At 66.8% G+C, this 18,533-nt stretch carries 23 protein-coding genes and 1 other RNA gene; 14 read left to right on the top strand and 10 right to left on the bottom strand.

The genetic code is table 11. The features are described 5' to 3' along the window. Positions 1-75 precede the first annotated feature (75 nt). The 3 genes from AC0WR5_RS17275 to AC0WR5_RS17285 form a co-directional block, all read right to left on the bottom strand. Positions 76-1,416 carry an 8-oxoguanine deaminase gene (locus tag AC0WR5_RS17275; RefSeq protein WP_475864998.1) on the bottom strand — a complete coding sequence of 447 codons (1,341 nt, stop codon included), beginning with the start codon at positions 1,414-1,416 and terminating at the stop codon, positions 76-78. Positions 1,417-1,423: 7 nt separating this feature from the next. Next, positions 1,424-2,221: a histidinol-phosphatase gene (gene hisN / locus AC0WR5_RS17280; RefSeq protein WP_475865000.1), complete on the bottom strand. Its 798-nt coding sequence runs from the start codon at positions 2,219-2,221 to the stop codon at positions 1,424-1,426. A gap of 162 nt (positions 2,222-2,383) precedes the next feature. After that, positions 2,384-2,752: a helix-turn-helix domain-containing protein gene (locus AC0WR5_RS17285; protein WP_475865001.1), complete on the bottom strand. Its 369-nt coding sequence runs from the start codon at positions 2,750-2,752 to the stop codon at positions 2,384-2,386. Positions 2,753-3,100: 348 nt separating this feature from the next. Between AC0WR5_RS17285 and AC0WR5_RS17290 the strand changes: the two genes are divergently transcribed. Further along, entirely contained in the window at positions 3,101-4,057 is a 957-nt protein-coding gene (locus AC0WR5_RS17290) for an NADPH:quinone oxidoreductase family protein (RefSeq protein WP_475865003.1), read from the top strand. 52 nt (positions 4,058-4,109) lie between these two features. Here the strand turns inward: AC0WR5_RS17290 and AC0WR5_RS17295 are convergent, their stop codons facing one another. Next, a complete protein-coding gene (locus tag AC0WR5_RS17295) occupies positions 4,110-5,003 on the bottom strand; it encodes a LysR family transcriptional regulator (protein ID WP_475865005.1) in 894 nt (297 codons plus the stop codon). A gap of 126 nt (positions 5,004-5,129) precedes the next feature. Between AC0WR5_RS17295 and AC0WR5_RS17300 the strand changes: the two genes are divergently transcribed. Further along, on the top strand, positions 5,130-5,351 hold the full coding sequence (locus tag AC0WR5_RS17300) for a DUF1127 domain-containing protein (RefSeq protein WP_475865007.1): 222 nt from the start codon (positions 5,130-5,132) through the stop codon (positions 5,349-5,351). 400 nt (positions 5,352-5,751) lie between these two features. Then, positions 5,752-6,492: a Bax inhibitor-1/YccA family protein gene (locus AC0WR5_RS17305; RefSeq protein ID WP_475865009.1), complete on the top strand. Its 741-nt coding sequence runs from the start codon at positions 5,752-5,754 to the stop codon at positions 6,490-6,492. A gap of 100 nt (positions 6,493-6,592) precedes the next feature. On the opposite strand, the gene AC0WR5_RS17310 is transcribed toward AC0WR5_RS17305, so the two are convergent. The 5 genes from AC0WR5_RS17310 to AC0WR5_RS17330 form a co-directional block, all read right to left on the bottom strand. Continuing rightward, complete coding sequence (locus tag AC0WR5_RS17310; protein WP_475865011.1) at positions 6,593-7,204, bottom strand: GNAT family N-acetyltransferase; 612 nt, start codon at positions 7,202-7,204, stop codon at positions 6,593-6,595. A gap of 123 nt (positions 7,205-7,327) precedes the next feature. Continuing rightward, complete coding sequence (rpmG, locus tag AC0WR5_RS17315) at positions 7,328-7,495, bottom strand: 50S ribosomal protein L33 (RefSeq protein ID WP_007799108.1); 168 nt, start codon at positions 7,493-7,495, stop codon at positions 7,328-7,330. A gap of 180 nt (positions 7,496-7,675) precedes the next feature. Then, positions 7,676-8,359, bottom strand: coding sequence for a PRC-barrel domain-containing protein (locus AC0WR5_RS17320; protein WP_475865014.1), 684 nt, complete (start codon positions 8,357-8,359; stop codon positions 7,676-7,678). A 238-nt stretch (positions 8,360-8,597) separates the two neighbouring features. After that, a complete protein-coding gene (locus AC0WR5_RS17325) occupies positions 8,598-8,891 on the bottom strand; it encodes a DUF1330 domain-containing protein (RefSeq protein WP_475865016.1) in 294 nt (97 codons plus the stop codon). Further along, positions 8,888-9,571, bottom strand: coding sequence for a GntR family transcriptional regulator (locus tag AC0WR5_RS17330; RefSeq protein ID WP_475865018.1), 684 nt, complete (start codon positions 9,569-9,571; stop codon positions 8,888-8,890). The genes AC0WR5_RS17325 and AC0WR5_RS17330 overlap by 4 nt, the downstream gene beginning before the upstream one ends. A gap of 98 nt (positions 9,572-9,669) precedes the next feature. Between AC0WR5_RS17330 and AC0WR5_RS17335 the strand changes: the two genes are divergently transcribed. From AC0WR5_RS17335 to AC0WR5_RS17360, 6 genes are all read left to right on the top strand, one after another. Beyond that, the gene (locus AC0WR5_RS17335) at positions 9,670-10,272 is read left to right on the top strand and encodes an amino acid synthesis family protein (protein WP_475865020.1); all 603 of its coding nucleotides are present in this window, start codon (positions 9,670-9,672) and stop codon (positions 10,270-10,272) included. Beyond that, entirely contained in the window at positions 10,244-11,065 is an 822-nt protein-coding gene (locus tag AC0WR5_RS17340) for an alpha/beta fold hydrolase (RefSeq protein WP_475865021.1), read from the top strand. Before AC0WR5_RS17335 ends, AC0WR5_RS17340 begins: the two co-directional genes overlap by 29 nt. A gap of 47 nt (positions 11,066-11,112) precedes the next feature. Continuing rightward, positions 11,113-12,174: an LLM class flavin-dependent oxidoreductase gene (locus AC0WR5_RS17345; RefSeq protein WP_475865023.1), complete on the top strand. Its 1,062-nt coding sequence runs from the start codon at positions 11,113-11,115 to the stop codon at positions 12,172-12,174. Between the two features lie 9 nt (positions 12,175-12,183). Further along, positions 12,184-13,650 carry an aldehyde dehydrogenase gene (locus AC0WR5_RS17350; RefSeq protein ID WP_475865025.1) on the top strand — a complete coding sequence of 489 codons (1,467 nt, stop codon included), beginning with the start codon at positions 12,184-12,186 and terminating at the stop codon, positions 13,648-13,650. Between the two features lie 117 nt (positions 13,651-13,767). Then, positions 13,768-14,697, top strand: coding sequence for an alpha/beta fold hydrolase (locus AC0WR5_RS17355; protein ID WP_475865027.1), 930 nt, complete (start codon positions 13,768-13,770; stop codon positions 14,695-14,697). 78 nt (positions 14,698-14,775) lie between these two features. Next, the gene (locus AC0WR5_RS17360; protein WP_475865028.1) at positions 14,776-15,192 is read left to right on the top strand and encodes an SH3 domain-containing protein; all 417 of its coding nucleotides are present in this window, start codon (positions 14,776-14,778) and stop codon (positions 15,190-15,192) included. 27 nt (positions 15,193-15,219) lie between these two features. On the opposite strand, the gene rnpB is transcribed toward AC0WR5_RS17360, so the two are convergent. Then, positions 15,220-15,652: RNase P RNA component class A (gene rnpB / locus AC0WR5_RS17365), an RNA gene on the bottom strand. A gap of 132 nt (positions 15,653-15,784) precedes the next feature. Between rnpB and AC0WR5_RS17370 the strand changes: the two genes are divergently transcribed. The 5 genes from AC0WR5_RS17370 (at position 15,785) to rimI (ending at position 18,525) form a co-directional block, all read left to right on the top strand. Continuing rightward, positions 15,785-16,240, top strand: a complete 456-nt coding sequence (locus tag AC0WR5_RS17370) for a universal stress protein (protein WP_475865030.1) — start codon at positions 15,785-15,787, stop codon at positions 16,238-16,240. Positions 16,241-16,481: 241 nt separating this feature from the next. Then, positions 16,482-17,045: a NifU family protein gene (locus AC0WR5_RS17375; RefSeq protein WP_475865032.1), complete on the top strand. Its 564-nt coding sequence runs from the start codon at positions 16,482-16,484 to the stop codon at positions 17,043-17,045. Next, positions 17,035-17,502 (top strand): GFA family protein, encoded by a 468-nt coding sequence (locus AC0WR5_RS17380; RefSeq protein ID WP_475865034.1) that lies wholly within the window; start codon positions 17,035-17,037, stop codon positions 17,500-17,502. The genes AC0WR5_RS17375 and AC0WR5_RS17380 overlap by 11 nt, the downstream gene beginning before the upstream one ends. Next, positions 17,495-18,103: a tRNA (adenosine(37)-N6)-threonylcarbamoyltransferase complex dimerization subunit type 1 TsaB gene (gene tsaB, locus AC0WR5_RS17385; protein ID WP_475865036.1), complete on the top strand. Its 609-nt coding sequence runs from the start codon at positions 17,495-17,497 to the stop codon at positions 18,101-18,103. Before AC0WR5_RS17380 ends, tsaB begins: the two co-directional genes overlap by 8 nt. Further along, positions 18,100-18,525 (top strand): ribosomal protein S18-alanine N-acetyltransferase, encoded by a 426-nt coding sequence (rimI, locus tag AC0WR5_RS17390; RefSeq protein WP_475865038.1) that lies wholly within the window; start codon positions 18,100-18,102, stop codon positions 18,523-18,525. Before tsaB ends, rimI begins: the two co-directional genes overlap by 4 nt. Positions 18,526-18,533: the final 8 nt, after the last annotated feature.

Consider the following 18,533-nt stretch of genomic DNA (forward strand, 5'->3'; position numbering starts at 1 on the left):
CCGGCGGGCGCAGTCTGCCCTGCAATGGTAACCGGAAGGTCAACCGCGCCCCGGGGGACCAGGGCGCGGCGGGGCTCAGGCCATCAGGCGCTGGACCAGTTCGTTCTGACGGCGGATCACGGCGCCGATGTCGAGAGTGGCCATCTGGCCGTCGCGGACGACCTGGCGGCCCTCGACGAGCAGATGTTTCACCTTCATCGGGCCGGCCAGCAGCAGCGCGGCGGGATCCCAGCTGCCGGCACTCTCGATGCCGGAGACATCCCAGATCGCCACGTCGGCGCGCTTGCCCGGCGAGAGGCGGCCGCAATCGGGGCGGCCCAGCACGTCGGCACCGCCACGGGTGGCGATCTCGAGCGCCTCGCGGGCGGACATGGCATCGGCGCCGCGGCTGACCCGTTGCAGCAACATGGCCTGGCGGGCCTCGTTGATCAGGTTGCCGGCATCGTTGGAGGCCGAGCCGTCGACACCCAGGCCCACGTGCACGCCCGCATCGCGCATCTGACGCACGGGCGCGATGCCCGAGCCGAGGCGGCAGTTGGAACAGGGGCAATGGGCCACGCCGGTGCCGGTACGGGCAAAGAGGTTGATCTCCTGCTCGTCGAGCTTGACGCAATGGGCATGCCAGACGTCATCGCCGGTCCAGCCGAGATCCTCGGCATATTGGCCGGGCCGCACGCCGAAGGTTTCCAGCGAATAGGCGATGTCCTCGTCGTTCTCGGCCAGGTGGGTGTGCAGCATGACGCGCTTGTCCCGCGCCAGCAGGGCGGCATCGCGCATCAGCTCGCGGCTGACGGAGAAGGGCGAGCACGGCGCCACGCCGACGCGCACCATCGAGCCCTCGGAGGCATCGTGGAAGGCGTCGATCACCCGGATGCAATCCTCCAGGATCGCGTGCTCGTCCTCGACCAGCGCATCGGGCGGCAGGCCGCCCTTGCTCTCGCCGATGGACATGGCGCCCCGGGTGGGATGGAAGCGCAGGCCGACGCGGGCGGCGGCCTCGATCGTATCCTCGAGCCGCGCCCCGTTGGGGTACATGTAGAGGTGATCGGAGCTGAGCGTGCAGCCCGAGAGCGCCAGTTCGGCCAGGCCGATGACGGCGGAGACATGAACCTCTTCGGGGCCGAACCTGGCCCAGATCGGATAGAGCGTCTTCAGCCAGCCGAAGAGAAGGGCATCCTGGCCACCGGGCACTGCGCGCGTCAGTGTCTGGTAGAGGTGGTGATGCGTATTGACCAGGCCTGGCGTCACCACGCAGCCGGTCGCATCGATCACCTCGGCATCCGGCATGGAGAGCCGGGGACCGATGGTTCTGATGGTTCCGCCAGTGATGAGGACGTCTGCCCCGAAAAGCTCGGTACGCTGATCGTCCATCGTCAGGATATGGTCCGCGTTGCGGATCAGTATTGGATTATCCATGGCGCAACTATTTTGCCATTTCGCGCAGAATGTCCAGCGCGACGCCGTGTATGGCGGGGTTGGCCGCCGCGACGATACGTCCGCCCATGTGGGCCGGACCGCCCTGCCAGTCGGTGACCACGCCGCCGGCGGCCTGGATCACCCCGATGGGGCCCTGCACGTCGTAGGGATGCAGGCCGGCCTCGATCACCAGGTCGATCTGACCCATGGCGATCAGCGCATAGGCATAGCAATCCATGCCGTAGCGGGTGAGCTTGACGCGGTCGCGCACGGCCTCGAAGGCGCGGCGCTCCTGCTCGGTGCCGACCTCGGGGAAGGTCGAGAAGAGGATGGCCTCCGACAGCTCGGAGGTGTCGCGGGTGCGCAGGGGCCCCTGCCCGCGCGGGCCGCGGAATTCCGCGGTGCCGAAACCGCCCCATACCCGTTCGCCGGTGTAGGGCTGATCCACCATGCCGAAGCGTACGCCACTGTCGTCGGACAGGCCGATCAGCACACCCCAGGTGGGGGTGCCGGAGACGAAGCCGCGGGTGCCGTCGATGGGATCCAGCACCCAGGTCAGGCCGCTCTCGCCCTCGGTGGTGCCGAGTTCCTCGCCCAGGATGCCGTCCTGCGGGCGGCGGCGGGCCAGCACGGCGCGCATGGCGGCCTCGGCGGCGCGGTCGGCTTCGGTGACGGGATCATAGCCGTCCTTCAGCTTGCTCTCCTCGGCGAGGGTGGCAGAGCGGAAGAAAGGCAAAATGACCGCGCCGGCGGCGTCGGCCATCTCATGTGCCGTCTCGAGTATCTGCCTGCCGGTGTCGTCCATGTGATGCATCCCTATGAGTGAATGCGCACTGGCTACAGCGGTGGGCGGGGCAACTCAAGCAGCGAGGTTTTCAGCCCCCGGGAGCGCTCTCGGAGAGAAAGACCCGGCGCCCGCCCGAGGAGGAGAGCATGACGCCGGATCCAAACTGACAGGTCACCTGGTTCAGGCGACGTCGCTCAGGACGCGCGCCAGTTCGAACAGGCGGCGGCGCTGGTTTTCAGGAATGGCATAATACGACCGGATCAGGTCGAGTGCTTCCTTGTCGCCCATGACGTCGGCGGGCACGGAGGCTCCCTCTGCACCGGCATGTTCCGCTTCGAGACCCTCGAAGAAGAAGCTGACCGGCACGTCGAGTGCATCCGCGATATCCCAGAGACGGGAGGCGCTGACGCGGTTTGCGCCGGTTTCATACTTTTGAATTTGCTGGAACTTGATACCAACACGCTCGGCCAGTTGCTGCTGAGTCATGCCGACCAGCCAGCGCCTGTGACGAATACGTTTACCCACGTGAACATCAACCGGATGAGTCATTCGCGGCTCCTAGAAATACCCATTCAACATCCTGCATCCGGTAGGGGGGAGCCGTCGCAGGACATCTTGGGTCATGGTTGCAATTGACACGCTGCACATCCCTACAGCGTGTATGAAAACGTAGCAGCTTTCCACTATTACGCAAGGTGATCACTCCCGAAAGAGCTGACTGTCGGCGAGGTTAACTCAATTGGTGGCTGAGCTGCAAGTATACAGAATGCATTGATGATGCATGACTGCCGCATATATTTCTGCATTGCAGCGGCTTTCAACTCAAGGAAGATTTGTTCACGTTTCGCTGAAAACTCATGTATCCAACGGAAATTATTCGCAAATGGGAGGTAAAAAATGCGGGCTTTCAGGTGTCACGGGCCGGACCGGCCGCCGGGGGTGGAACAGATTGACGCACCCACCCCAAAAGCGGGTGAAGTGCTGGTCGACATAGGGTTCTGCGCGCTGAATTTCGCCGATCTGCTTATGGTGAAAGGTACGTACCAGGACACACCCGAGCCGCCGTTCACCCTCGGGATGGAGATTGCGGGAATCATCTCGGAGGTGGGACCGGACGTGCGGCTTACCCCGGGCACCCGGGTCGCGGCCTTTGCCGGATCGGGCGGCCTGGCCGAACGCGGCGTCTTTCCTGCTGAACGATGCGTGGTGTTGCCGGAGGCCATGCCGCAGGACGAGGCGGCCGCGATGCTGATCGCCTATGGCACCAGCCACGTGGCCCTGGCGCACCGCGCGCGGCTGCAGCCCGGCGAGACGCTGCTGGTGCTGGGGGCCACGGGCGGTGTCGGGCTGACGGCGGTGGAGCTGGGAAAGCTGATGGGCGCCAAGGTGATCGCCGTGGCGCGCGGCGCCGAAAAGGGCGCCGTGGCGCTGGCCGCCGGGGCGGATCATTTCCTCGACAGCGAGAGCACCGACATCCGCGAGGCGGTCAAGGCCCTCGGCGGGGCCGACGTGGTCTATGACCCGGTGGGCGGCGCGCTCTTCGATGCGGCCTTTCGCGCCTGCAACCCCGAGGCGCGGATCCTGGCCATCGGCTTTGCCAGCGGCGAGGTGCCCAGGCCCCGGCTGAACCACATGCTGGTCAAGAACATCGACGTGATCGGCTTCTACTGGGGCAGCTATTTCAGCTTCCGCCCCGAGGTGGTGACCGAGTCGCTGGCGCAGCTGATGCGCTGGCATGCCGAGGGGCGGATCCATCCGCACATCAGCCACCGCTTCCCGCTCGAACGCGCGGCAGAGGGGCTGGAGGTGCTGCGGCGGCGCGAGGCCGCCGGCAAGGTGGTGATCGAGATCTGAGGGCCCGCGGCGCGCGGGGCCGAGCCAGCGCGCCTCCCCCTTCGGCTGAGGATCAGGCCTGCTCGCGCAGCATCGGGCGCGCCTGGGGCACCTGGCGAACCCCGGAGTATCCCTGCCGCAGCATTTCCGCCACGCGGCGCGCCACCTCGGGCGAGCTTCGGTCCTGGCGGTACATGCAGATCTTCTGCATCCCGAGGGCTGGCAGCTCTTCGCAATGCTCCACCGGGGCCAGCTGCGAAGGCTCGGTGCCCTCGATCATCGCGGTCAGCGCCAGGTCGGCCGAGACCGTGGCCTCGACCGTGCGGTCGGAGGCGGTATCGACGGCGTTCTCCCAGTCGATGCCGGCACTCTCCATGGCGCGGATGGTCAGCGGGCGGAACAGGCAGTTGCGGCTCGAGGCATAGCGCAGCGGCCGGTGCCGCCAGGCCTGCCCGCCGGGCGCCCCGATCCAGCACAGCGGCCGCTCGTCGAGCACCTCTCCACGCGAGTCGGGCTCGGCCTCGGTGGTCAGGATGATGTCGATCTCGCCGCGGTCGAACTGCTCCTTCAGCGTGTAGGTATAGGCCGAAACCAGGGTGACCTTCATGCGCGGAAACTCGGCCGAGAATCTCTGAAGCACCTCGGGCACCACCGGGTAGACGATGTCATGCGGCACCCCGAGGATGATTTCCCCCTCGTAGCTCTTGCTGGTCAGCCGCACCATCGCTTCATCATTCATTTCGATGATACGGCGGGCATAGCCCAGCAACTGCTCGCCCGCAGGCGTCAGGGCGATGCGCCGGCTGGACCGGTCCATCAACGCGATGCCCAGCATTTCCTCCAGCCTTTTCAACTGCATGGATACAGCCGACTGAGTGAAGTTCAGCATGCCGGCGGCCTTGGTCACACCGCCATGGTCGGCAACGGCCACGAAACTGCGCAGCGACGTCATGTCGAGGTTTCTCATTACATCACAACCCTTGATGGAACATCTCAGAAACATTCATTTCCAATGTTGAGCACAACCTCCCATATACATCAACGGAAATCATCACTTGAACGACTCACATCACGAACAGGAAAGGAAAGACCGATGAGCTCTCAATCGCTTCTCACCGCACACGCCGGCGTCGCCGCGCCGAAACGCTCTCTGGCCGCCCGCCTGGTCATGATGCTCGGTATCCACCGGGAGCGCCGCTCTCTGGACCAACTCGACGCGGCGCTGCTCGAGGACATCGGCATCACCCGCGACCAGGCCCGCAAGGAAGCGCGCCGTGCAGCATGGGACGTGCCCGCACACCGGATCACCATGTGATCCACACCCTTTTCCGGCCTCCCTGCCAGGGGCGGCCGGATGGGCCCGGTGACGGGTTGTGGCGACGGATCCCCCCAAGGCACGCCATCGCCCCGCCCGCACCGGGCCCTGCCCCCGCCTGCCCCCCATCGGCCCCGACCACAAGACCCCCACTGACCCCGCCCGCGCCATCGGCCCGGCGGGGCTTTTTTCATGGGCAGACGTAGGACTTAGCCCGTCCCGAGGCGTGATTCCGGCCCCATATTGGCCCCGCATGTGCGCCCCGACTGCTCCCCTGCCGACACAGGCTTCCAAAATGATGTGATCACGGCCGTACAATCTTGAAATGCAGGCGCCCGTCACCGATATTGAGGGGGATTACCCCATCAACGGGGAGAGGCTTTATTTATCGGAGGCTTAAATGGCTGATCTGAACACGGTGCGCACGTCTGCGGGCACGCGCAGCGCGGCGATTGACGAAGGGCTGCGCGCCTACATGAACAAGGTGTATGGCACCATGTCCGTGGGCATGCTGCTGACCTTCCTGGTGGCCTGGGCCGTCGGGACGAACGAATCCATTCTCAGCATCTTCCGCAACCCGCAGACCCTGCAACCCAACCTGCTCGGCTGGGTGGTGATGTTCGCGCCTCTGATCATGGCCTTCGCCTTTGGCGCGGCCCTGAAACGCATGTCCGCTGCCGGCGCACAGCTGTTCTTCTATGCCTTCGCGGCAGTGATGGGCCTGTCGCTCAGCTGGATCTTCGTGGCCTTCACCGGCGTCTCGATCGCTCAGGTCTTCCTGATTACCGCGATCTCCTTCGCCGGTCTGTCGTTCATCGGCTACACCACCAAGCGTGACCTGTCGCCGATGGGCACCTTCCTGATCATGGGCGTCATCGGCCTGCTCGTCGCCATGATCGTCAACATGTTCCTGGCCTCGGCAGCCCTCAGCTTTGCCATCAGCGCCATCGGCGTACTGATCTTTGCGGGCCTCACCGCCTATGACACCCAGAACATCAAGAACATGTACCTGCAGTACGCCCACGCGGGCGACCAGGAATGGCTGGGCAAGTCCGCCATCGTCGGCGCGCTGACGCTCTACCTGGACTTCATCAACCTGTTCATGTTCCTGCTGCAGTTCCTGGGCGCAACCCGCGACTGATCGCGGCAACAGCGAAATGCGAAAGGCCGGCCCCTCGGGACCGGCCTTTTTCTTTGGGCGCGGGACAGGTCGCCGCCCCGGCGCCGGGACGGCGCAGCGCCTAGCCCACCTGTTCCCGCCGCAGCTGGACCGCGGGGAAGAGCACGCCGGTGGGCAGCCGCACCTCGATCCGGCCCTTCTGACGAAAGCCGAGCGCCTCGTAGAAGGGCACCGCGGTCAGGGTCGACTGACAGTGCAGCACGTTGATTCCCGCCGCCGTGGCCGAGCGGATGACCCGCTCGAGGACCGAGCGCCCCAGCCCCTGCCGGGCAACGTCGGGGTCGGTGGCAACGTGGCGGATGTGGCCTTCGCCGGTGCGCCCGGCCCCGCCGTGCGGCGAGAAGTCCGTCCAGCCGCCGGCGGCCAGCACGCGATCGTCCTGTTCGGCAATGAAATAGGTGCCACAGGTCAGCAGCCGGGGCTGGGCCTGGGCCAGCAACGGCAGCGCTTCGCGCAGAAGAGAGGGTTCGTAATCGGGGGCCAGCAGCGCGCGATAGGACCGCGCCAGCATGCGGGCAATGGATTCGGTATCCGCCGGCATCGCCGGACGAATTACAATGTCCTTGAGGTAATGGGTGTGTTTGCGCCCCCGGACAGCTGCGGTCATCCCGCCAGCCAGACCGGAGGCGGAAAAGTTTTCGGGCGAAAAATCGGGATCTTGAAGAAGTGACATGTGAGGGTCCTCGTTTCTGTCGGATTTCAGTGTTGGTTAACTGTTTTCCGCAGAGCGTGGCCCAAATGAAAAAGCCGCGCTCTGCGGCGCGGCTTTTGCATGGTCTTCCAGGATTTTAAGATCTTACTTGATCTTGCCTTCCTTGTACTCGACATGCTTCCGCACCACGGGATCGTACTTTCGTACGGTCATCTTTTCGGTCATGGTCCGCGCGTTCTTTTTGGTCACGTAGAAATGGCCCGTGCCCGCGGTCGAGTTCAGACGGATCTTGATGGTCGTCGGCTTCGCCATTTTGCTTCTCCTACAGCGGGCCGCACGTGGGGCTTCCCGCGAAATCTCATGAAGCCCGCCTTTTACCCGGAAGTTGATCCGAGTCAACCACCTCTTCTTCAGATTCTTTGCAGAAAACGTGAAAAAGGGGCGGCAGACGCCGCCCCTTCCGATGTTTTCCCGCCCTGGGGCAGAATCGGCTTACTGAACCGGCACGGTTTCGGTGCCACCGGCGCCCGACTGGATGGCGGCATTGTCCGCCTCCTGCTTCTGGTCAGCCGCCGAAACGAACTCCGGCGCGGCCTCCAGGTCGGTCTTGGTGGCCGAGGTCACCAGGCGCGGGTTGCCGGCATCGTCGTTGATCACGTCGAGGCTGGCCATCTCCACGGCGACATGCTTCTCGCCCATGCCGAGGAAACCGCCGACGCCGATCACGACACCCTGCACGCCGCCGTCCATGGCGATGATCAGGTCGTCGATATTGCCGACCGTTTCGTCCGCATCGTTGAACACGGTGGCACCGATCAGGTCATCGGCCAGGATCGTGTCCTCGCTCTGCATGGTGATCTGGCCCTCGACCGGCTTGGCCGGCTCTTCCGCCGCGGCCATGTCGGTACTGTCGTCGGCCATCGGATCGGCCATGGTGCCGGTGCCCGTGGTGGCGCCGTCCTCAGCCATCATGTCGGTGCCGTCGCCGGCCGGAGCGGTGGTGGTGCCGTCCGACATGCTGTCAGACTGGGCGGCCATGCCGCTGTTGTCGTCGGCGGTCACCGGCGCAGTGCTGCTGTCGGCCTGGGCAAAGGCGGCGACGGGGGCGGCAACGGGAGCAGCGGCGATCAGGGCGATCACGGCGGCGCGGCTGGTGGTCATGAGCTTGCTGGTCATGGGTTTACTCCTCCTGGGTGCGGGTCCGAGGGGCCGGATGATTGCGGCATTTGGGATGGGACCCGTGGTTTGCGTCTGGCAACCCAACCAACGGCAGGAAGAGTGGTTCCGGCGCCCCGCGCCGCGCCCGGCGGCGATGCGCGGGCTTGCGCCTGCTGCAGCGCAGAGGATCGGCGGGTTCCCTCCTAAGGGCGGGAAAATGACCCGTTTCACTCGCCCGGAGGAGGTTTCCGGCAGGTCAGACCGGCTCGATCCCCTCGACGATTGCCACATGCGCCCGGCAGGCGCCCTCGCGTTCGGCGCGGGCAGCGGCATATTCGGGCGAGTGATAGCAGGCGCGGGCCGTCTCCATGTCCGGGAAGCGGATCACCACCTGCCGATGATAGCTCTCGCCCTCGAAGGTCTCGCTCTCTCCGCCGCGGGCCAGGAAGGTGGCGCCATATTTCGCGAAGGCCGCCGGGGCCAGCCCCATGTAGCCCTTGTAGGCCTCGGGGTCGGTGATCGTGACATGGGCGATCCAGTAAGCGCTCATTGCTCCTGCTCCAGCTGCCGGTGGGCAATCTCGGCGGCCTCGGCCAGGTGGGCAACGATCGCCTGCTGCGCGGCGTCGGGGTCACCTGCGGCGATGGCCTCGTAGATCTGCGTCATCCGGGCAAAGCCGGAAACGTGCCGGTCCTTGGTCGAGAGCGTCATCATCCGCAGCCGGCTGATGCGGCCGTTCAGGCGGCGCACCACGTCCCAGGCGATGTCATGGCCGGGGGCCTCGAAGATCCGGTGATAGAATTCGGTCGAGGCGGCGATCAGCACACCGGTATCGCCGCCGCTGTAGGCCGCGCCCAGCGCCTCCAGCGCCGCCTTCAGCCGCGCCTTGACGGCACCATCCGCGCGCAGGGCGCAGGCCCGGGCGGCATCGCCCTCGAGCAGGCGACGGATGTCATAGATCTGCTGCGCCTGGTCCCAGTCGAGCCGCGCCACGATCGGCCCCTTGCCCGGCAGCGTCTCCACCAGACCCTCGGCCTCGAGATAGCGGATGGTTTCGCGCACCACGGTGCGGCTGACGCCCAGCTCGTCGCAGAGCGGTCGCTCGACCAGGCGCTGACCCGACTTGAAGTAGCCGGAAAGAATCGCCTCTCGCATCCGGTCCAGCACCATCGACCGCAGGGTCTGCGGCGGCTGATCGATTTTCAGGCTGATGGCGGGGGTCTGGTTCATGAAGGGCACCTTATCACGGGGGGTAATACGCACAACGATTGACACAGTGGTCTTATGGCATACCAAAATACCATACGACTCGCAGATGGGAAAGAGACATGCCTGCCATCATCCGCAAGACCCTGATCCAGAAAGAGACCACCCTCATCGAAGGCGGCAAGCCCGCCGAGGTGCCGCTCGAGCTGATCACCGCCCTCGCCGTGATCAAGAACCCCTGGTACGGGCTGGGCTTCGTGGATGACCTGAGCCCGGTGATCGCCGACGTGGCCCCCGGCCTGGGCGAGATGCTGACCGCCATGATCATCCGCGAGGCCAGCTCGGGCGCGGCGGTCGAGGGCTATGGCAAGGCCGCCGTGGTGGGTACCGGCGGCGAGGTGGAACATGCCTCGGCGCTGATCCACACCCTGCGGTTCGGCAACCATTACCGCGAGGCGGTGGGCGCCAAGAGCTACCTGTCCTTCACCAACACGCGCGGCGGGCCGGATGCCACCGTGATGATCCCGCTGATGGACAAGAACGATGCCGGGCGCCGCTCGCATTACCTGACGATCCAGCTCTCGGTGCCCGATGCGCCGGCGGCGGACGAGATCGTGATCGCCCTCGGCGCCTCGATCGGCGGACGGCCGCATCACCGCATCGGCGACCGCTACCAGGATCTCAGGGAGATGGGTCATGACGTCGACAATCCTGCCGGTGTGTGAGCGGGTGGCCGGGGACGACCTGCGCCTGTCGCTGCCCGGCGGCGGGACCGCCCATGCGCTGACCGCCGGGGCGGGCGAGCCGCTGCTGCTGATCCACGGCGTGGGGCTGCAGGCCGCCGCCTGGGGCCCGCAGATCGCCGCGCTCTCGGCCAGCCATCGCGTGATCGCGGTGGACATGCCGGGGCACGGGCTGTCGGATCCGCTGCCCGCGGGCGCCCTGCTGCCCGATTTCGTAGGCTGGGCCGCGGAGGTGATCCGCGCCCTGGGCCTCGGCGCCGTCAACGTGGCTGGCCATTCCATGGGTGCGCTGATCACCGGCGGGCTGGCCATCGCGCACCCCGGCCTGATCCGGCGCGCGGCGCTGCTGAACGGGGTGTACCGGCGTGATGCCGCGGCCCGCGACGCGGTGATCGCCCGCGCCGACGGTATCGCAAGGGGCCAGATCGACATCGAGGGCCCGCTGCTGCGCTGGTTCTGCGACGACGAGAGCGCCACGAGATCGGCCACCCGAACGTGGCTGAACGATGTGGATCCGGAGGCCTATGCCACCGCCTATCGCGCCTTTGCCACGGGTGATGCGACCTATGCCGACAGGATCGGCGAGATCGACTGCCCACTGCTGGTTCTCACCGGCGACGGCGACGCGAATTCCTCTCCCGCCATGGCGCGGAAGATGGCGGAGATGGCCCCGAATGCCATGCTGAAGATCGTCGAAGGGCATCGCCACATGGTCAACCTGACCGCGCCGGATATCGTGACGGAGACGATGCGCGCCTGGCTTGCCCTGACCTGAGCCAACACCGGCGGCCAAGACCGCCACATCGAAACGGGAACAGACAGATGAAGTTCTCTCTTTTCATTCACCTGGAGCGGCTGACGGCCGAAGAGGATCAGCGCCAGCTCTACGAGGAATTCCTGCAGCTTTGCGAAATCGCCGACAAGGGGGGCATGCACGCCATCTGGACCGGCGAGCATCACGGCATGAATTTCACCATCTCGCCCAACCCCTTCATCATGCTGACAGACCTGGCCCGGCGGACGCGGAACGTGCGCCTTGGCACCGGCACGGTGGTGGCGCCCTTCTGGCACCCGATCCGCCTGGCCGGCGAGGCGGCGATGACGGATATCGTCACCGACGGGCGGCTCGAGCTGGGCATCGCGCGCGGCGCCTATGCCTATGAATACGAACGCATGGTGCCCGGCCTGGACGCCGCGAGCGCGGGCCGGCGCCTGCGCGAGATGGTGCCCGCCGTGAAGAAGCTCTGGGAGGGGGATTACGCCCACGACGGCGAGACCTGGCAGTTTCCCTCCACCACCTCCTCGCCCAAGCCGCTGCAACAGCCGCATCCACCGATGTGGGTGGCCGCGCGGGAGGCGGACAGCCATGATTTTGCCGTGTCGCAGGGCTGCAATGTGCAGGTCACGCCGCTGGCCAGTCCCGACAGCGAGGTCGAGGCGCTGATGGCCCGCTTCGAGGCCGCCTGTGCCAACCATCCCGAGGTGCCCCGCCCGAAGATCATGCTGCTGCGCCACACCTATGTCGCCGACAGCGAGGAGGACGCCCGGCGCGGCGCCGAGGAGATGAACATCTTCTACAATTACTTCGGCGCCTGGTTCATGAACAAGCGGCCGGTCCGCCAGGGGCTGATCGAGGCGCTGAGCGAGGAAGACATCGCCAACCACCCGATCTATTCGCCCCGGGCCATGCGCGAGAACTGCATCTGCGACGAGCCCCCAGCCGTGATCGAGCGTCTCCGCGCCTACGAGGCGCTCGGCTACGACGAATTCTCCTTCTGGATCGACACCGGCATGAGCTTCGAGCGCAAGAAGGCCTCGCTGACCCGCTTCATCGAGGAGGTCATGCCGGCCTTTGCCGAGACGCCGGAACCGGCAGAAGCCTGAGGAGAGACCATGGACCGCTTTCAGCTCTATATCGACGGCGCCTTCTGCGACGGCGCGGCCCGTTTCACCAGCCGCGACCCCGCCACCGGACAGCCCTGGGCCGAGATGCCCGAGGCCCGCAGGGAGGAGGTCGACCGCGCGGTCGGAGCGGCCAAGGCGGCTCTTCAGGCCCCCGCCTGGCGGGGGCTGACGGCCAGCGCGCGGGGTGCCCTGCTGCGGCGCCTCGCGGATCTGGTCGAGCGCGATGCCCGGATGCTGGCCGAATACGAGACCCGCGACACCGGCAAGATCATCCGAGAGACCTCCTCGCAGATCGCCTATGTGGCGGAATATTACCGTTACTATGCCGGCCTCGCCGACAAGATCGAGGGTGCGCATCTGCCCATCGACAAGCCCGACATGGTGGCCTGGTCCCAGCGCGAGCCGGTGGGCGTGGTGGCCGCCGTGGTGCCCTGGAACAGCCAGCTGTTCCTCTCGGCGGTCAAGGTGGGCCCGGCGCTGGCCGCCGGCTGCACCGTGGTGCTGAAGGCCTCCGAGGACGGGCCGGCGCCGCTTCTGGCCTTTGCCCGGCTGGTGGACGAGGCGGGCTTTCCGCCCGGCGTGGTCAACGTGATCACCGGGTTCGGCCCGGAGTGCGGCGAGGTGCTGACCCGGCACCGTGACGTGGCGCGCATCGCCTTTACCGGCGGGCCGGAAACCGCCCGGCACATCCTGCGCAACTCGGCCGAGAACCTGGCCGCGACCTCGCTGGAACTGGGCGGCAAGTCTCCCTTCATCGTCTTCGAGGATGCCGACCTCGACAGTGCCGCCAATGCCCAGGTTGCCGGCATCTTTGCCGCCACCGGCCAGAGCTGCACCGCCGGCTCGCGCCTGCTGGTGCACGAGGACGTGGCCGAGTCCCTCATCGCCCGGCTGAAGGCCAAGGCCGAGGCCATCGTCATCGGCCCCCCGGGCGAGATGGAAACCGAGGTCGGTCCGCTCTGCACCACGCGCCAGCGCGACCGGATCCAGGAGGTCGTCTCGGCCTCGCTCGGCGCCGGCGCGCGGCTGGTCACCGGCGGGCGCATCCCGCAGGGGCCCGGCCTCTACTATCCGCCCACGATCCTCGATTGCCGCAAGGCCCCCGCCGCCCCCGCCATCGAGACCGAGCTCTTCGGCCCGATCCTGACGGTGCAGAGCTTTGCCAGCGAGGCCGAGGCGTTGGAGCTGGCCAACGGCACCGAATACGCCTTTGCCGCCGGCGTCTTTACCCGCACGCTCACCCGTGCCCACCGGATGATCCGCGATCTCGATGCCGGCGTGGTCTGGGTGAACACCTATCGCGCCGTATCGCCCATCGCGCCCTTCGGCGGCTCGGGCCTCTCCGGTCACGGCCGCGAGGGCGGCCTGGCCCCGGCACTGGAATACACCAAGATCAAGACCGTCTGGCTGCGCACCTCCGACGACCCGATCCCGGATCCCTTCGTCATGCGGTAACGCGCGGGCCCGGGCCGCGCTCCCCTCTCCCGGCCCGGGCACCCCGAAAATCATGAAGCTGCCCTGCCCGTGTCCAGACGGGCGGCCGGGGTGCGCAATCCGACAGGAGAATACCCCATGACATCCGAACTCTCCCGCCGCCCGCTCCCGGCGGCGCTGATGACCCTTGCCCTCTCGGCAGTCACCCTGCCGGCGCTGGCCCTGCCCGCGATGGCCGAAACCACCACCGCGCCCGACGGCACGACGCTATGGTACGAGACCGCGGGCCATGGCGACACCACGCTGCTGCTGGCCACCGGCTGGATGGCCACGGCCGATGCATACAAGAAGCAGTTCGCCCATTTCGCCGACAGCGACGACATCACCTTCGTCTCCTTCGACACCCGCGGCCAGGGCCGCAGCGACACGCCGATGGACGGCTACGACATGCATTCCAAGGCCGAGGACATCGAGGCCGTGATCGAGGCCGTCGGCAACGACAAGGTGGTGATCGGCGGCTGGTCCTGGGGCTCGCTCGAGGCCATGGCCTGGCTCTCGGAGCACGGTCAGGAGGACCGCGTGAAGGGCGCGCTGATCCTCGATGGACCGGTCAAGCCGCTGGGCGCCGAGAAGGAGGGCGCCTGGGGCTGGTACGATACCGACGATGCCAACGGCTGGCGCGAATGGTACACCATGGGCCCGATCAATGATGTTCAGGCCTATATCGACGACAGCGCCGGCGGCGGCATGGACAATCCCACCGAGGAAGACATCGCCTTCTTCAAGGGAATGATGGAGCAGACCACGCCGGTGATCGCCGCGGTGACCAACGAGATCGGCGCCTATGTCGATTATACCGAAACCGCCGAGGCCGTGGCCGCCCGGGTGCCGATGCAGGTCTTTGCCAATGCCGAATGGGCCGATACCGCGCAGGCCTGGACCGAGGCGCATCTGCCCGGCGCCGATTTCGCCTCCTTCGGCAAGCACGCGATGCACTACGAATATGCCGACCGCTTCAACGGCATCCTCGATACCTTCCTGCAGAAGGTCGCCGCGCAGGAGCAGTGATCTGCGCGGATCGGCGGGAATCCGTCCATGCCCCGGCCCGCGACTTGCGTGTCGGACCGGGGCGCCTAGGCTGCTCTCATGCGCAGCACCGACGCCCCCGAAAAGAAGCCCGAAGTGCCCTGCCCGCCCGCGGGCCTGCCCTTTCGCGACGGCCTCAACGACTTCTTTCAGTTGGTGTGGCGCTTTTCCGACAACCTGTGGAAGGTCTGGCGCTGGTTCGGCCTCGGCCTCCTGGCGCTTGCGGCATGGGCGCGCACGGGAGAAAACGCCGCCATGGCCTTCGGCGTGCTGGCCACCACCATCGGCATCGCGGCCCTGGCGGCCTGGGTTGCCGGCCCGCTCCTGCTGTCGCTCAGGCCCGGCGCCTGGGATCGCGGTCGTGTCCCCGCCGTGGCAGCCGCCTGTTTCGTGATCTTTCTCACCCTCGCCTTCGCGGTGACCATCTGGGTCTATACCGCGGTGCTCAGCTACCCGGTCTTCCGCACGAACGGCTGAGCGGCTTGCGATCCTGTCGAAAGATTTATGCGCGGAGGGCCTGTAAGCCGGATTCTGTTCCCCGGCCCGTCTCCGGAACCGGTTCGATGACCATTCATCTAGGCGCGGGGTTACCCCCGTGCCTCTAGCTGCCAACCCGGATCTCCGGGCCAAGGCGGCCCTGCGGCGGTTTCGTCCGAAGACGACACTGACCCGCGCGAGATCCCTATTCGGCATTGCTCCCGGTGGGGCTTGCCGTGCCGGTCCTGTTGCCAGTCCCGCGGTGCGCTCTTACCGCACCGTTTCACCCTTACCCTGACCATTCTCGCGAACCTGCCCCAAAGGGGCGATCAGGGCGGTCTGTTCTCTGTGGCGCTTTCCCTGGGGTTGCCCCCGCCGGGCGTTACCCGGCACCGTTGCCTTGTGGAGTCCGGACTTTCCTCGCGTGCATCGCTGCACCCGCGGCCATCCGGCCCTCCGCGCATGCGGCCCCTTAGCCCGGCGCGGGGCACGGGGTCAATCACCCCGATACAGTGCCGCGGCACCCGGCTGTCCTTTCCCGTTGCCCGCACCGCCGCTTTGCGTCATCATCCGGGCTCGGAAAGGGAAGATCATGCGCAAGTTTCTCGTCGTTCTGGACGACAGCCGCGAATGCCTGAACGCAATGCGCTTTGCCGCGATGCGGGCGGCAAACTCCGGCGGTGGCGTGGCCATCCTCTCCGTCATCGCCCCGGACGAGTTCAATCACTGGATCGGCGTGGGTGACCTGATGCGCGCCGAGGCCCGCGAGCGGATCGAGGCCCATTTCGAGGTCTTCGCGAAATGGATGCGCGACCGTCAGAAGATCGACCCCGAGCTGATCGTGCGCGAGGGCGAGGCCTATGAGCAGATCCTGGCGCAGATCAGGGAAGATCCGGAAATCGGCGTTCTGGTCCTCGGCGCCTCTGCCGGCAAAGGTGGCCCCGGGCCGCTGGTCAGCCAGATGAGCCGCAACGCGGGTTCGCTGCCGGTGCCCGTGACCATCGTGCCCGAGGATCTCTCCAAGGACCGGCTCGAAGCCATTACCTGAGGGAGCCCCGCCCGTCCGGGCAGCCCCCGCCCCATCAAGGGCGTGCCCCGCGGCAGCAATCGGCCAGCGCCGGGACACCCCAACAGGCACCTCTTCCGGCACCGACGTGATACCGACAGGATACAGACGCGATACAGACGTCGATTTGCTGCCGTTCAAAGATGTATTTTAGAATCGTTCCAAAACTTGACTTGCCCGGGCCAAAGGCGCATATCGGGGGTCAGCAAAAGGGGGCATGCCCATGTTCATCCAGACCGAATCCACGCCCAATCCCGCAACGCTCAAGTTCCTGCCCGGCCAGACCGTGCTGGACGCCGGCACCGCGGATTTCCCCTCGGCCGCCAGCGCCGGGAAATCGCCTCTGGCGCAGCGGCTCTTTGCGGTCGACGGCGTTACGGGCATCTTCTTCGGCACCGACTTCGTGACCGTGACCAAGGCCGACGGCCTTGAATGGGATCACCTGAAGCCCGCCCTGCTGGGCGCGATCATGGAGCATTTCCAATCGGGTCAGCCGGTCATGGCCGGCGAGGCCGCCCCCGCCGGTGGCCACGCCGATCACAGCGGTGAGGATGGCGAAATCGTCGGTCAGATCAAGGAGCTGCTGGACACCCGCGTGCGTCCCGCCGTGGCACAGGATGGCGGCGACATCACCTTCCACGGCTTCGACCGCGGTGTCGTCTACCTGCACATGCAGGGCGCCTGTGCCGGCTGCCCCTCCTCGACGCTGACCCTGAAGATGGGCATCGAGAACCTGCTGCGTCACTACATTCCGGAAGTGACCGAGGTCCGGCCCGTTGCCGTCTGACGCGCCCCGCGACATCGACGCATGTTATCCCGCCGGCCCGTTTTCGGGCCGGTGTGCATGTGGGACCACCCGTCTTTCGCTGCAGCGCCCGCCCTGGCTCAGCTATCTCAGCCACGATCCCGCCTGCCGCCGCTGGACCGGCGCACCGGTTGCGGCCATGGGGATCTTCTCCGACAGCGACGTGCAGGGCCTGCCCGAGGCGGGCTTTTCCGGCCGAAGCGCAACCTACTGGTCCTGTCCGGGGTGCGGCGCGCCGCTGGCCCTGCGCCACGACGCCCTGCCGGGGCAACTTCACGTGCCGCTGGGCCTGCTCTCCGATGCCACGCTCTTTGCCCCGCAGATCCATGTCCATGCCGAGCACCGACTGCCCTGGCTGCTGCTGGGCGACGACCTGCCCCGCCTCGAGGGGGCCGGCCACGAATTGATGGCCCTTGCCATGGACGACAGCCATGCCTGATCCGCTGATCCTCGCCTTCGACACCTCCGGACCGGCCTGCGCCGCGGCCCTGCTGCGGGGCGACACCCTGATGGCCGAGCGCTTCGAGCCCATGGCCCGCGGCCAGGCTGAACGCCTGGTGCCGCTGCTGCAGGAATTGCTCGACGAGGCCGGCTTCGACTGGCCCGACCTGACGGCCCTCGCCGTGGGCACCGGGCCCGGGAATTTCACCGGTCTGCGCATCTCGGTCGCGCTCTCGCGCGGGCTGGCCCTGGCCCTCGGCGTGCCCGCCATCGGCGTCACCAGCTTCGAGGCCCTCGCCCATGGCGCGCCGCGCCCGGTGCTTGCCCTGCTGCCCGCCCCGCGCGCCCAGCTCTATGGCCAGCGCCTCGAGGCCGACGGCAGCGCATCCGCGCCGCAGATGTTCCCAGAGGGCGAGATCCCCGCGGCGCTTGCGGCCCCGGCCACGCTGTCGCTGACGGCCGAGATGTCGCTTGCGCCCGGATTGGCCCGCGTAGCCGCCGCCCGCCTAGACCGGCCGGCACCGCCGCCCGCACCCTTTTACCTGCGGCCCGCCGATGCCGCCCCGCCGCGCGATGCGCCGCCCCGGATCATCTCGTGACCGCGCCCCTGTCGCCGGCAGAACTGGCCCGTATCCATGCGGCGAGTTTCACCACCCCACGCCCCTGGACCGAGGCCGAACTGGCCCGCCTACTGGGTGATTCTGCCTGTTTTCTGATCAGCCGCCCCGCCGGCTTCCTCTTGGGACGCGTCGTCGCGGACGAGGCCGAAATCCTGACGATCGCCGTCGAGCCCGCTGCCCGTCGGGCCGGGACCGGTCGTATTCTGGTCACGGAATTCCTTCGCGAAGCCCTTGAAAGACAGGCCCTTTCGGCCTTCCTCGAGGTCGCCGCGGACAACGTCGCCGCCATCGCACTCTACCGCGGATGCGGATTTTCCGTATTGGGGCGACGTCCGCGGTATTACCGGGCACCAGATGGCAGCTTGAAAGACGCTGAAATCATGGGCAAACAACTAGGGTGACTTAAGGG

The organism is Pseudooceanicola sp. DL12, from assembly GCF_056270665.1.